The sequence below is a fragment of the Methylobacillus methanolivorans genome, assembly GCF_044751345.1.
In the GTDB taxonomy this organism is placed as follows: Bacteria; Pseudomonadota; Gammaproteobacteria; order Burkholderiales; family Methylophilaceae; genus Methylobacillus; species Methylobacillus methanolivorans.
Window position 1 is genome coordinate 491,363 of the sequence record NZ_JBIWXY010000001.1, and the last position, 13,164, is coordinate 504,526.

The 13,164-nt window shown below is 50.6% G+C and carries 13 protein-coding genes; 7 read left to right on the plus strand and 6 right to left on the minus strand.

Annotation, left to right across the window (positions count from 1 at the left end; genetic code table 11):
- The first annotated feature begins 83 nt into the window (after positions 1-83).
- Positions 84-2,006, plus strand: a complete 1,923-nt coding sequence (locus ACIKP9_RS02325) for a hypothetical protein (RefSeq protein ID WP_400878778.1) — start codon at positions 84-86, stop codon at positions 2,004-2,006.
- 89 nt (positions 2,007-2,095) lie between these two features.
- Entirely contained in the window at positions 2,096-3,796 is a 1,701-nt protein-coding gene (locus tag ACIKP9_RS02330) for a ShlB/FhaC/HecB family hemolysin secretion/activation protein (RefSeq protein ID WP_400878781.1), read from the plus strand.
- Between the two features lie 75 nt (positions 3,797-3,871).
- Here ACIKP9_RS02330 and gdhA read toward each other — a convergent pair whose 3' ends face one another.
- Positions 3,872-5,215, minus strand: a complete 1,344-nt coding sequence (gene gdhA / locus ACIKP9_RS02335; protein ID WP_400878784.1) for an NADP-specific glutamate dehydrogenase — start codon at positions 5,213-5,215, stop codon at positions 3,872-3,874.
- A 270-nt stretch (positions 5,216-5,485) separates the two neighbouring features.
- Here gdhA and ACIKP9_RS02340 point away from each other — a divergent pair, with 270 nt between their 5' ends.
- From ACIKP9_RS02340 to ykgO, 3 genes are all read left to right on the plus strand, one after another.
- Positions 5,486-6,478 (plus strand): serine/threonine protein kinase, encoded by a 993-nt coding sequence (locus ACIKP9_RS02340; protein WP_400878787.1) that lies wholly within the window; start codon positions 5,486-5,488, stop codon positions 6,476-6,478.
- A 24-nt stretch (positions 6,479-6,502) separates the two neighbouring features.
- On the plus strand, positions 6,503-6,781 hold the full coding sequence (locus ACIKP9_RS02345; RefSeq protein WP_400878790.1) for a cupin domain-containing protein: 279 nt from the start codon (positions 6,503-6,505) through the stop codon (positions 6,779-6,781).
- A 74-nt stretch (positions 6,782-6,855) separates the two neighbouring features.
- On the plus strand, positions 6,856-6,981 hold the full coding sequence (gene ykgO / locus ACIKP9_RS02350; protein WP_230347065.1) for a type B 50S ribosomal protein L36: 126 nt from the start codon (positions 6,856-6,858) through the stop codon (positions 6,979-6,981).
- A gap of 83 nt (positions 6,982-7,064) precedes the next feature.
- On the opposite strand, the gene ACIKP9_RS02355 is transcribed toward ykgO, so the two are convergent.
- A complete protein-coding gene (locus tag ACIKP9_RS02355) occupies positions 7,065-8,243 on the minus strand; it encodes a CynX/NimT family MFS transporter (RefSeq protein WP_400878794.1) in 1,179 nt (392 codons plus the stop codon).
- 139 nt (positions 8,244-8,382) lie between these two features.
- Here ACIKP9_RS02355 and ACIKP9_RS02360 point away from each other — a divergent pair, with 139 nt between their 5' ends.
- Positions 8,383-8,700 carry a hypothetical protein gene (locus ACIKP9_RS02360; protein WP_400878797.1) on the plus strand — a complete coding sequence of 106 codons (318 nt, stop codon included), beginning with the start codon at positions 8,383-8,385 and terminating at the stop codon, positions 8,698-8,700.
- Between the two features lie 19 nt (positions 8,701-8,719).
- Positions 8,720-9,211 (plus strand): hypothetical protein, encoded by a 492-nt coding sequence (locus ACIKP9_RS02365; protein ID WP_400878800.1) that lies wholly within the window; start codon positions 8,720-8,722, stop codon positions 9,209-9,211.
- Positions 9,212-9,294: 83 nt separating this feature from the next.
- On the opposite strand, the gene cyoE is transcribed toward ACIKP9_RS02365, so the two are convergent.
- The 4 genes from cyoE to cyoB are packed head-to-tail and all read right to left on the minus strand — an operon-like array spanning position 9,295 to position 13,164.
- Entirely contained in the window at positions 9,295-10,215 is a 921-nt protein-coding gene (cyoE, locus tag ACIKP9_RS02370; RefSeq protein WP_400878803.1) for a heme o synthase, read from the minus strand.
- Between the two features lie 10 nt (positions 10,216-10,225).
- Positions 10,226-10,564 (minus strand): cytochrome o ubiquinol oxidase subunit IV, encoded by a 339-nt coding sequence (locus ACIKP9_RS02375; RefSeq protein ID WP_400878806.1) that lies wholly within the window; start codon positions 10,562-10,564, stop codon positions 10,226-10,228.
- Entirely contained in the window at positions 10,565-11,182 is a 618-nt protein-coding gene (locus tag ACIKP9_RS02380) for a cytochrome o ubiquinol oxidase subunit III (RefSeq protein ID WP_400878808.1), read from the minus strand.
- Between the two features lie 2 nt (positions 11,183-11,184).
- The gene (gene cyoB, locus ACIKP9_RS02385; RefSeq protein ID WP_400878810.1) at positions 11,185-13,164 is read right to left on the minus strand and encodes a cytochrome o ubiquinol oxidase subunit I; all 1,980 of its coding nucleotides are present in this window, start codon (positions 13,162-13,164) and stop codon (positions 11,185-11,187) included.

Genomic DNA, 13,164 nt, shown 5'->3' on the forward strand with positions numbered 1-13,164 from the left:
CGCATGTTTTAGGGTTGCTTGAGGTTATGTACGGAACGGAACCAAGTAGCAATTGGCTCCATTAACGCTTGAAGGGGAACGCAATGTCCACCAAATCAAAAGTGCCGCTGAATAACGCCATCAGTCTGGCTGTCATTTGTTCTTCCATCGCATTGGTTGGTTGTGATGGAGGGGGTAAAAGCAATGTTAGGCCGACAACATCCAGCAATCCTCCGGTTGTGACGACAACCAACAATACGCTGAATGACACCATTGATACGGTCAATGATCTCACCAACAATGTAGTCGAGCCTGTCACCACTGCTTTGCAACCTGTGACGGATCCATTGGGTGGAGCGTTGGAACCAGTGCTCAATCCGGTTGTATCTGCGTTGCAGCCCGTGCTGACACCTGTGGTGAATACCGTTAGTCCGTTAACAGCTTCACTCGCGCCAGTGACAGATAGCTTATTACCGATTACCGGAGCCTTGGGCGATGTGGTGGCACCTGTCGCAACAGCCCTGGGGCCAACCTCCGAAGCTTTGTCCGGTGCAGTGGCACCATTGGCAACAGCACTTGGGCCTGTGGCTGACGGGTTGAACACCGCATTATTACCGGTGACATCTGCAACCGGAAACGCAATTACACCTGTCTTAAGCGGGGTGGGAACTGTGCTGGAGCCAATTGCTGGCCCACTGGCTCCTGTGATCAATACTGCAGGCGGTGTGTTACAGCCTGTGCTTGAACCAGTGGCTGGCATACTTGCACCAGTGGCACAAACACTGGCACCGGTGACAGACACACTTGCACCTGTGGTGAATACCGTGGCTGGTGTGGCTAATCCTTTGCTTGATACTGTGACTGGAGTGACGACACCGTTAGCTTCAACCCTGAGTCCTACCCTGGAAACCGTAGGTAATACCGTCGGTTCACTAGCGAGTGTCACTGGCACCGTTGGTAGCACTGCGGATGGTGTGGTCACGCCATTGACTACAACTGTCGGCGGTGTGGTTGGTCAGCTGGGTTCGACGTTGGCTGGCGCTATTCCAGGTGCTGAGGGTGGATTGAGTCCTGTGACTGATTTACTAGGTGGTGGTCAAGGTCTGCCAGGTCTTGATGGTGGCTTAGGCAAGGGCTTGATCGTTCAGGTCGCTGATACCAGCAAGTATGCGGTGGATAGTGTGGCAGGTCTTGCCAAGGGTTTGGTCGGTGCTGTTGCCGGTAATGGTGCCTTGGCACCTGTCACCCAGGTATTGGCGGGTATTAATGGTGTGCTTGATCCACTGATTGGAACCAATGGTGTCCTGCCTTTGACCACGGCAGGAGGTGATCAGACATTGCTAGATCCGGTGGTCGGTAAGAATGGTGTATTGGCACTGACTAGTGGCCAGGCCAGCAATGGACAGCCTGCTTTGCTTGATCCTCTGATTGGTGAAGGTGGTGTGCTGCCACTGACCAGCGCAGAAGGTAATAAGACTACACTGGATCCATTGATTGGGCAGGCAGGTGTTTTACCTCTCACCAGCAATGTGGCTGCGAATGGTCATGGCGGTGTCCTTGCACCCGTATTGAATCTTTCCTCAGGTAATCTGGGGGGCTTGGGTAATGCACTCGCACCTGTTACCAATGTTCTGGCTGGCGGCAATATCAATGGCTTGAATGGATTGTTGGCACCTGTGACCGGTTTGTTGGGCGGTGGAGCATTGCCGAATAGTAATTTGTTAGCGCCTGTCACTGGTTTACTGGGGGCTGGCACATTGCCTAACGGCGGGTTATTGGCTCCCGTGACTAATGTGTTGGCGCTGGGTTCTGCCGAGGGTGGCGCTCCTACGACAAATCTACTGGCACCAGTCACTACGCTGCTGTCAGGCAACAGTGGTGGTGGTCTGCTTGCTCCAGTGACCAATATTCTGGGTGGCCTTACCCAGAATGTGGGGGGGACTTCTGCAAGCGCATCTGCGTCTAATAGCGGCAATGCCACGGTAAATGGTTTGCCTGCGCTGTTGGGTGCTCTTTTCGGGAACTAATATCCTGAAAGCCATAAAATCCCGGCAGTAGCTGCTACTGTCGGGATTTTTATTGGAGTTGCATATGGATTGACTGCATAGGGGAGAAAATGCAGAAAACGAAGAAAAGCCCAGGCAGGGCACTGATTGCTGTGCTGATTGGCAGCATGCTGATTAACCCGCCTTACTTATTAGCAGTAGAAAATCCAGTGGATACTTTGCCCAAGGCAGAGGCCCCTAAGACCAGGCCGCAAGCTGAGGTGCAAGTGGAGAAACAAACTCAGATTTCTCCTGAGGTACAAAAAATATTAGAAACGGAAGTACAGCCAGCCAGTTTTGGTATTTATGGTGTGAAAGCTGTACCGTTTGAAGAAGTGAGCGCTTTTTTTGCGCCTTATGCCAATAAGAAAATCACGATCGCTAAGATCATTGAATTATCCAACCAGGTCACAGCGTTTTATCAGCAACGCGGCCTGCCTTTATCATTTTGTTATATTCCTGCTCAAAATTTTAATGAGCCAGTGATCACGGTGGTCGTGATAGAGGGGCATATCGGCTCCGTCAAGATTGAAGGAAACCCGGGAGCGACTGAGGGCAAGATACGCGAGATCATCCAGCCGTTATTGACTGAAAAACCGCTGACTCGGCCGACAATGGAGCGCTATACGACCATGCTGGGTTTGTTGCCCGGGCTGAAAATCCAGGCTTCCTTGCCATTGCCACAACAGATGGATGGAGCGTCAGAACTGACGCTCAAGGTAGATCGCAAACCGATTGAAGCTTTGGGACGTTTGGAAACTGTGCAACCATTCACGCGTGGTATTTTTACTGTCAAGGCCAGTGGCAACACGAGCTTGGCGGAAGAAATCACGGCATCTACCCTGATCTCTGCCGAAAATGAACAGTACTATGCACTGAGCTATGCACAACCTATTGGCAAGGAGGGATTGATCGTCAGGATAGATGCATCGGATTATGATGGCAAGCCTACGGCAGAGCTGGCGTCAGGCCTGGGGCGCATGGTGAATTCGCAGCGGTTAAGTATAGGGCTGAGTTATCCTTTGATGTTGCGGCAGGATAAAAGCCTGCTGCTTTCAGCATCTTTGACAGCCAATAACTTTGAAGATGAAATCCGCAGCAAGCAGAGCGGCGCTGCAATCACGACCACTTCCGATATACGTACCGTCTCCTTAGGGGCTAGCTACAGTGATACGACCGCACATCGAGGCCGTCGATTGCAATTGACTATGAGCCGTGGATTGGATGCCATGGGGGCTTCCAAGGAAATCTCCACCAATTTCCCATCGCAACCAATCACCAGCAACATTGACTTGAACTTCTCAAAGTATTTGGTCAATTTTGTGCAGCGCAATTATTTGGATGGTGCTTGGGGAACATCGGTGTCCGGCACGATGCAATATTCACCCGATGATTTACCGATTACCGAGAAAATACAGTTTGGTGGTTACCAGCACGGGCGTGCTTATCGCCCTGGTCGTCTGGTAGGTGATTCGGGGTGGGGAATAACCCTGGAGTTGAATCGCACCATACCATTCAACTACAAATTGCCTTTTTATCAGATGGTGGGCTTGCAACCTTATGTATTGCTTGAATCGGCGCGTATTTACGAGCATACCCAAACCCAAGAGCTGGAAAAAATGAGTTCCGTCTCGCTGGGTATGCGCTTAATCAGTGATCAGCCTGATCGCACCAACTTGGATTTTTCGATTTCCAAGGCGATTACGTCAGGAGGGCGCAGTAGCGCACTGAAAGACTTGGCGTTTGGTTTCAATTTTGGCATACCGTTCTAGCCGTGTGGTAACGGCCAAGAATAAAAAAAGAGCACCGGATGGTGCTCTTTTTTTGCTCTTCATACTAATAGATGCTTAGATCACACCTTGCGCCAGCATGGCGTCTGCCACCTTAACGAAGCCAGCGATGTTAGCGCCATCCACGTAGTTGACGCTACCATCTTCACGTGTACCAAACTTGACGCAGGCATCGTGAATGCCCTTCATGATGTCGAACAGGCGGGCATCCACTTCCTCGCGTGTCCAGGAGAGACGCATTGCATTTTGCGTCATCTCGAGGCCGGAGGTCGCCACACCGCCGGCATTGGTTGCCTTGCCTGGTGCGTAAAGAATACGGTTTTCATCAAACAGTTTCATCGCTTCGGCTGTACATGGCATATTTGCGCCTTCCGCGACACAGAGAACGCCATTGGCGATCAGGGTGGCTGCATCATCCTTGTTCAGTTCATTCTGTGTAGCGCAGGGCAGGGCAACTTCCGCTTTTACGCTCCATGGGGAAGCGCCTTCTACAAAACGTGCACCGACACGTTCTGCATAATCCTTGATACGACCATATTCCACATTCTTAACCTGCATGAGGATTTGCAGTTTTTCCGTGGTGAAGCCGGCTTCGTCAATTACTGTGCCGCTGGAGTCAGAAGCAGTAATGACTTTTGCACCCAATGCCAAGGCTTTTTCGATGGCATATTGCGCGACATTGCCAGAGCCAGAGACGGCCACGCGTAGCCCTGCAATGGTGCGACCACTATGACGCAGCATCTCTTCCGCAAAGTAAACAGTGCCGTAACCTGTGGCTTCTGGGCGAATCAATGAGCCGCCGTAGCTCAGGCCCTTACCCGTAAAGACACAGTCTGCACGATTGGTAAGTTTCTTGATCATGCCTGCCATGAAGCCGATTTCACGTGCACCTACGCCAATATCACCAGCCGGTACATCCGTATCTGAACCGACATGACGGAACAACTCGCTCACGAAGGCTTGGCAGAAGCGCATGATTTCGCCATTGCTCTTGCCTTTGGGATCAAAGTCGGAGCCGCCTTTACCACCGCCCATAGGCAATGTGGTCAGTGCATTCTTGAAGGTTTGCTCGAAAGCCAGGAACTTGAGAATGGAGAGGTTAACTGAGGGATGGAAGCGCAAACCGCCTTTGTATGGGCCAATCGCACCATTATGCTGGATGCGGTATCCACGGTTGACCTGGACTTCCCCTTTATCATCTACCCAGGAAACGCGGAACAAAATAGCGCGTTCTGGCTCGACCAAGCGGTCGAGAACGCCATGTTCAGCATAACGTGGATTTTGGCTGATGAATGGCCACAAGCTTTCCACCACTTCAGTGACTGCTTGTAGGTATTCGGGTTGGCCGGGGTTCTTCTTTGCGACGACGGCTAAGAAATCATGTGCCGATTGATACTTCATTCCCTCTGCTCTCCATGGTCATGATCAAAAATAGTGCATTTTCTCTTATTGATTATAAAAATGCACCAAAATAATTCATTTTAAGGTGATTGTAGCGCCCTAAATTAGTGCATCTTTGCAATGGAAAAGAAAAGCTACCTTGATCATGTGATTGAAAACGGATTTTTGCTTGAATAGGCGCCGTGATAAGCTATGCCCCACGATTAGACCGAATGCTAATAGCGATAGCTTCGCCTCGTTTTATCTCCTCATTTTGCAAAGTACCTTCTGATGACCACAGCACCATTTTCAACCTTAACGCCAGACCTGATCCTCGATGCGATGGGTAGCGTTGATATATTGGGTGATGGGCGCTTATTGGCATTGAATAGTTATGAAAACCGCGTTTACCAAGTGGGTGTGGAGGAGCAGCCTCCGGTAGTTGTCAAGTTTTATCGTCCTGACCGCTGGAGCGAAGCACAGATATTGGAAGAGCATGCTTTTTCGCTGGAGTTGGTCGAGGCAGAAATCCCCGTGGTGGCACCGCTTGCGCTGGGTGGCAAGACCTTGCAACAATATCAGGGCTTTCATTTCGCGGTATTTCCCAGGCGTGGTGGGCGTATCCCCGAACTTGACCAAGAGGGCAGGCTCGAGTGGATAGGTCGTTTTTTAGGACGTATTCACGCGATTGGGGCACAAGCTGCTTTCCAACATCGTCCTGCAATCGATATTGATAGCTTTGGTGAGGAACCTAGCCAGTGGTTGATCAACCATCAGTTTATTCCTGCTGACTTGTTGCCTGCTTATCGCAGTGTTGTCACGCAGGCTTTGGACGGTATCAGGGCCTGTTATGAGCGTGCGGGGGATGTGGCGGTGCTGCGCCTGCATGGGGATTGTCATTTGAGTAATATGCTATGGACAGACGATGGCCCACATTTTGTCGATTTCGACGATAGCAGGATGGGCCCGGCGATTCAGGATTTATGGATGTTGCTGTCTGGCTCACCTGCGGAAATGAGTCAGCAATTTGCCGAAGTGCTGGAAGGCTATGAATCTTTTTATGATTTTAATCCAGCAGAGCTGCACTTGGTCGAAGCGTTGCGTACCTTGCGTCTTATCCATTATTCCGCCTGGTTGGCTAAGCGCTGGCATGATCCTGCTTTTCCGATGACATTCACTTGGTTTAATACCCAACAGTATTGGCAAGACCGTATCCTGGAGCTACGTGAGCAGGTGGCCCTGATGCAAGAACCACCGCTGTCTATCGCTGGTGGCAATCGTTAATTTCTTTATTTTCAGGAGATTGATATGAGCACGATTAAAGTTGAACACCATCCCAGTGAGGAGCAGTTAAACGCCTTGGGTGTTTCCGGTTGGCCCACTTGGTCCAAGGAGGTATCCGTATTTCCTTGGCATTTTGGTGAGCAGGAAATTGCCTATATTTTGCAGGGTGAGGTAACTGTTACTCCTGACGGCGGGGGTGATCCAGTGAGCTTCGGTAAGGGCGATCTGGTGATTTTTCCTGCGGGCTTATCTTGCACATGGAATGTCAAACAGGCATTACGCAAGCATTATCAATTGGGATAATGGTTTAATTGCAACATTGTTGCAATTTTAAGGTAAAACAGGGATAATCAGCCTATCCATATCAAGGGGGCATTATGAAAATCCTGTCATCACTGAAATCTGCCAAGACACGGCATCGTGACTGCAAAGTTATCAGGCGTCATGGCAAAGTGTTTGTCATCTGCAAGAGTAATCCGCGCTTTAACGCTCGTCAGCGATAGTGTTTTTTCAGCGCATATTGCATTGCATATTACAAAGGGAAGCTAACTAGCTTCCCTTTGTTGTTTCTAGTGTTGTTTTTAATCTAGTTTTCCAGCACAAAACGCTGAGCACCTGCTCGGTTGCCGTGGTACAGGCCCGCCAAGACAATGGCCGTGATCAACCAGCCTGCATTATGCCAATGACCGCTAGCTTCATGCATGAAGCCCATGAGTAGTGGTCCCAACGAGGCCAAGATATAACCTAAACCTTGTGACATGGCAGAAAGCTGCGCAGCTTGTGCCGGTGTGCGAGTGCGCAAGACGATCATCGTGAGCGCCATGGCAAAGCCGCCGCCTTGACCCAGTCCCAGCAACACCATCCATAACCATGATTGTTCAATAGGCGCATAGATGGCGCCCATCAGGCCAATATAAATCACGATGAACATCAGTTGATTCATGATTTTCTGGTTCCGCATCAAGGAACATAGCCATGGCACTAATAGTGCAGAAATAACCTGCATCATGACAGAACCCGAAAGTAGCAGGCCAGAGTCGGCAGCTGTAATGCCTCGATCTTGCAGGATGGTGGGCAGCCAGCCAAAGACGCAGTAAGCCAGCGCACTTTGAGTCGCCATGAACAGGGTAACTTGCCAGGCTGTAGCATCATGCAACAAAGAAGTACTGTTAGCCTGTTGTGTACTACGGACAGGGTAGTCTCCCAAGCGACGAAGGGGCCACCACAGCCATGCCGTGACTAATGCGGGTAAAGACCAGAGTGCCAAGGCCAGTGGCAAACTACCCACCGTGTGGAGTAATGGCACAGCAAGCCCTGCTGCTAGTGCTGTTCCCAGGCACAAAGCCATGGTGTACACACCAGTCATGAGGTCAGGGTGTTGGGGAAATTCTCGCTTGATGACGCTAGGCAGCAAGATACCCAGCAATCCTATGCTGATGCCTGCCATGCTGGTGCCGAGAAAAAGACTGGCGGTGTTCCATATACCTCGTATAGCAAGCCCTGCCGCCAATAGTAGAAGTAAGGGGACAAGTAGTTTTTCTGCACCGTAGCGTTTTGCCAACCACGAGGCAACAGGCGCAAATAATCCGAGCAAGGCGACGGGGAGAGTGGTGAGTAATCCTGCGGTGCTGCTGCTCAAGCCCAAGCTGAGGCGAATATCAGCCAGCAGTGGAGAGACACTGGAGAATGCCGGTCTCAGGTTAATGCCGATCAAGATAATAGCGAGCACTACTAATGCAGTGTGTGGGCGAGGATGAGGTGGCATTGGTCTTGGCTTTATCGTATATCAACGTCAGCCCTGTCTGACGAGTGATTCAGAGTAGGCTGATAGGGTACGGGTTTATTCATCATTATGCTATCTGCATGTGGATAGCTCGCGTTTCAGCGTTAATGATGGAGGCTATATGCGTCAATTTTTCACAATGATATTGGGTGGTGTGTTTGCGACAACAGCAATGCATGCGATGGCGGTTGAGTTGGAGCTTGATGCCCCGATTGCTCCTGATAAACGAGGTTCCGAAGTGCAACCTCCATCTCCTGCCGATAACACTCGAAATAAAGACAAACTTCAGCACCCGGCCCATCCTGGTACAGGACCAAAAACGCCAACTCGCGATATACATCAGCCAGATCGGGTTCCTCCTGCTATTGACCCAGAAGCAGAGCAGGTCAATCGTGGTGCAGTTAGCCCTCAATTAGGTGTGGAGGGATTGGTAATTTAATGAAGTGAAAGGAAGCATCATGTCAGATTATCTGGATAGCGTGACGGGCATTTATCCTACCCTTGATGATGCGCAGAATGCAGCTCAAGCGTTAATTGATAAAGGCTTTAGCCGGGACCAAGTTCAAGTGGCTATAGGACGTACTGACCATATTGAACAAGATGAGGATGATAAAGAAGCATTGAAAAATGTTGTTGTTGATGGTGCGATTGGCACTGTTGTTGGTGCAGGGGTTGGCGCTTTGGGGCAAATGGCCATTGTCGCTGCTAATGTGAGCCTGTTTGTAGCCAGCCCGCTGGTGGCTCCCTTATTCATGGTGGGATGGGGAGCAGCGATTGGCGGCTTTATTGGTGCTGGTAAAGGTATTTCCAACCAAGATCGTCGTTATTCAGAACTGCTTGCCAATGCAGTGGAGCAGGGGCATGCAGTCTTGGTTGCCAATGCCAAGACGGAAGAGGAAGCCGAAACTGCGCGTGCGGTGATCGGTTCATCCATGCAGCAGTTTGCTTAATAATCAAAATAGGTAAATAAAAAGCCGTTGCATGCAACGGCTTTTTATTTAATCAAGTGTAAGTTGGATGATGCTCTGATGCCTTAATCCACCTTGATCTGATGCTCAACAACTGTAGGCATTCGCGCGGCCACCCAGACGCCATCCTTACGCGGTTCCTGAAAGTCGATCGACATCATGACGCTCAAGGCAGTAATGGTGACGATAGAAAACATGAACAGCTTTTTTGCCCATACTTGGTCATCGTTGGTTTTGTAACCTGCCAGCGCTATGCCCAGCCAGTAAATACTGATCACGCCAGCCACGACCAGGTAATGATTTCCAGTATAGCCGCTGAGTGTCAGCATGACTGCTGCAATCACGAAGGCCACGATCCATAAAACGATGTGCTTCTTGGTAGCGAGAATGCCTTTCTTCACTGGCAGTACTGGAATGGATGCCGCTGTATAGTCCTTTAATCTGAAGATGGCAATGGCATAGGAATGCGGCATTTGCCAAAGGCTGAAAATCACTAACAGGATAACAGCACCCATATCGAACTCATTGCTGACTGCACAGTAGCCAATCACCGGAGGTGCGGCGCCTGAGAGGCTGCCAATCAATGTGCCATAGACTGAATTACGCTTCAGGTAGAGGCTATAGGCCCCGACATAAATCGCAAAGCCGAACAGGGACAACCAGACGGTCAACATATTGGTAGTCGCGTAGAGCAGGGCGATACCGATGATACCCAAGAGGCTACCGTAGATCACAGCATTCTTGGCTGGAATCAAGCCACGAACCAGCACGCGGTTGCGAGTGCGCTCCATTTTGCTGTCGATGTCACGATCGATATAGTTGTTAAGGACGCAGCCAGAGGCAATGACCAGCGAGATACCGATAGCTGTAGCCAGAAACAAGGCAACATCAATGTCGCCGCGTGATGCCAGGAAAAAACCTCCGGCAACCGAAATCAGGTTGCCGAAGATAATGCCTGGCTTGGTGATGAGTAGATATTGCTTCATCAATCTGGCTTTAGAAATGCCTCATCATATTGTGGTTCAGGTGGAACATGACCCACATAGAACCCACTACCACGATCGCGAGGATGATGACGGTGAAGATGAAGGCCGTGACGTTCCAGCTTTGCTCGGATGAGGTGTTCATGTGCAGGAAGTACACAAGATGCACCACGATCTGTACCACGGCAAATATCAGGATAGTTGCCAGGATGGTGGATGAAGACAGTTCGTTGGGGAACATCAGCAACCCGAACGGAATGACCGTCAGGATCACGGAAAGAACAAAGCCGATCAGATAAGACTTAACGCTACCGTGGCTTGCGCCTGCGCGCTCAGCGTGTCCATGTGACATTTACAGCACCCCCATCAGATAAACAACAGTAAATACGCAGATCCAGACAATATCCAGGAAGTGCCAGAACAGGCTCAGGCACATCAGGCGTGTATTGTTGGTGTCAGTCAGGCCTTTGCTCCAGACTTGCGCCATCATCAAGGCCATCCAGATCAGGCCACAAGTCACGTGCAGGCCGTGAGTACCGACCAGTGTGAAGAAGGCAGACAGGAATGCGCTACGGTCAGGACCAAAACCTTCATGGATCAGGTGATGGAACTCATTGATTTCCATCACGATGAAGCCCAGGCCTAACAGGAAAGTCACGCCCAGCCAGTTCAACACGGCCTGCTTGTTACCCTTGTGCTGGGCAATCATGGCAAAGCCGTAGGTGATGCTGCTGAACAGCAACAGGAAGGTTTCGCCGAGCACATAATCAAGCTCGAAAATATCCTTACCAGTGGGGCCGCCGGCAAAGCTTTGGCTTAGGACTGCATAGGTCGCGAACAGGGTCGCGAACAAGATCAAGTCCGTCATCAGGTAAATCCAGAACCCGAATATCTTCGTGGCTCCAGCGTCGTGGTGGTGCTCATGCCCATCGGCATGAGCGTGTTGTGTATGCAAAGTTTGACTAGACATGATTACGCCTGACTCGCTTGTTTAACTTGAATATGCTTGTTTTCAATGGCCTTGATTTCCTCGACAGGCACGTAGTAGTCGACATCTTTGTTGTAGCTACGTGCAATCACGGTAATCAACATGGCTGCTGTACTGACGATAACCAACCACCAGATGTGCCAGATAAAGGCAAAACCGAATACCAGGCTGAATGCACTGATAATCACGCCTTCAGAAGCATTCTTGGGCATATGGATTTTCTCGTACTTGGCAGGTGCCTTGGTAGCACGGCCGTCCTGCTTCATTTCCCACCACTCATCAAGGTTCTTCACTTCTGGTACATGAGCGAAGTTGTAGAAAGGAGGTGGGGAAGAAGTAGACCACTCCAGCGTACGGCCACCCCATGGGTCACCAGTCAGGTCGAGGTTCTGCTTACGGTCACGTACACTGACATACAACTGAACCAACTGCACCAGGATCGCAGCACCGACGATGAAGGCACCACCCAATGCAACGTACAGCAATGGGGTCCAGGCAGGGTTGTCGTAGTTGTTCAAACGGCGTGTCATACCCATGAAACCGAGCATGTACAGTGGCACGAACGCAACGAAGAAGCCGGAAATCCACAGGTAGGCTGCAATACGGCCGAGCTTTTCATTCAGCTTGAAGCCAAATGCCTTGGGGAACCAGTAAACAAAACCAGCCAGGTAACCGAACACTACACCACCAATAATCACGTTATGGAAGTGGGCGATCAGGAACAGACTGTTATGCAGCACAAAGTCTGCGCCAGGTACGGCCAGCAATACGCCGGTCATACCACCGATGGTGAAGGTGATCAGGAAACCAACGGTCCAGATGATAGGTGTAGAGAACTCAATCCGGCCACGGTACATCGTGAACAGCCAGTTGAAAATTTTCACACCAGTCGGGATCGAGATGATCATCGTGGCAATGCCGAAGAAGGCGTTGACGTTTGCACCAGCACCCATCGTGAAGAAGTGATGCAGCCATACGACGAACGACAGGATGGTAATCACTGCGGTAGCCCATACCAGGGAAGTATAGCCAAACAGCTTCTTCTTGGTGAACGTGGCGACGACTTCGGAGAAAATACCGAAAGCAGGCAGGATCAGGATGTAAACCTCAGGGTGGCCCCAGATCCAGATGAGGTTAACGTACATCATCTGGTTACCACCAAGTTCATTGGTGAAGAAGTGGGTACCGAGGTAACGGTCCAGCGTCAACAGCGCGATGGTGGCTGTCAGCACAGGGAAAGCAGCCAGGATCAGGATGTTGGTACACAGAGCAGTCCATGTGAATACAGGCATCTTCATCAACGACATACCAGGGGCACGCATCTTCATGATGGTGACGAAGAAGTTAACGCCCGTGAGCAATGTCCCCAAGCCTGAAATCTGCAAACTCCAGATCCAGTAGTCAACACCAACGCCAGGGCTATATTCAATGCCTGAAAGCGGAGGGTATGCCAACCAACCAGTCTGGGCAAACTCACCAACGCCAAGGGAGATGTTGATCAGCGCAACGCCGACCACAAACAGCCAGAAGCTCAGGGAGTTGAGGAAGGGGTAAGCAACGTCACGTGCACCAATTTGCAACGGGACCACGATATTCATCAGGCCGACCATGAATGGCATGGCCATGAAGAAAATCATGATGACGCCGTGGGCGGTGAAAATCTGGTCATAGTGGTGTGGTGGCAGGAAGCCTTCAGCACCGGAGGAAGCAACAGCAAGTTGGCCGCGCATCATGATCGCATCGGCAAAACCGCGCAACAGCATGATGAAGGCAACAGCGATATACATGATACCGATCTTCTTATGGTCAACTGACGTAAACCATTCAGACCAGAGCCATTTCCATTTTTTGAAGTGGGTCAGGGCAGCAACGATGCCCAAACCCAGCACGCCGACGACTGCCAGCGTGATCATCACAATCGGTTCATGGTAGGGAACCGCATCCAGGGTTAATTTGCCAAACAT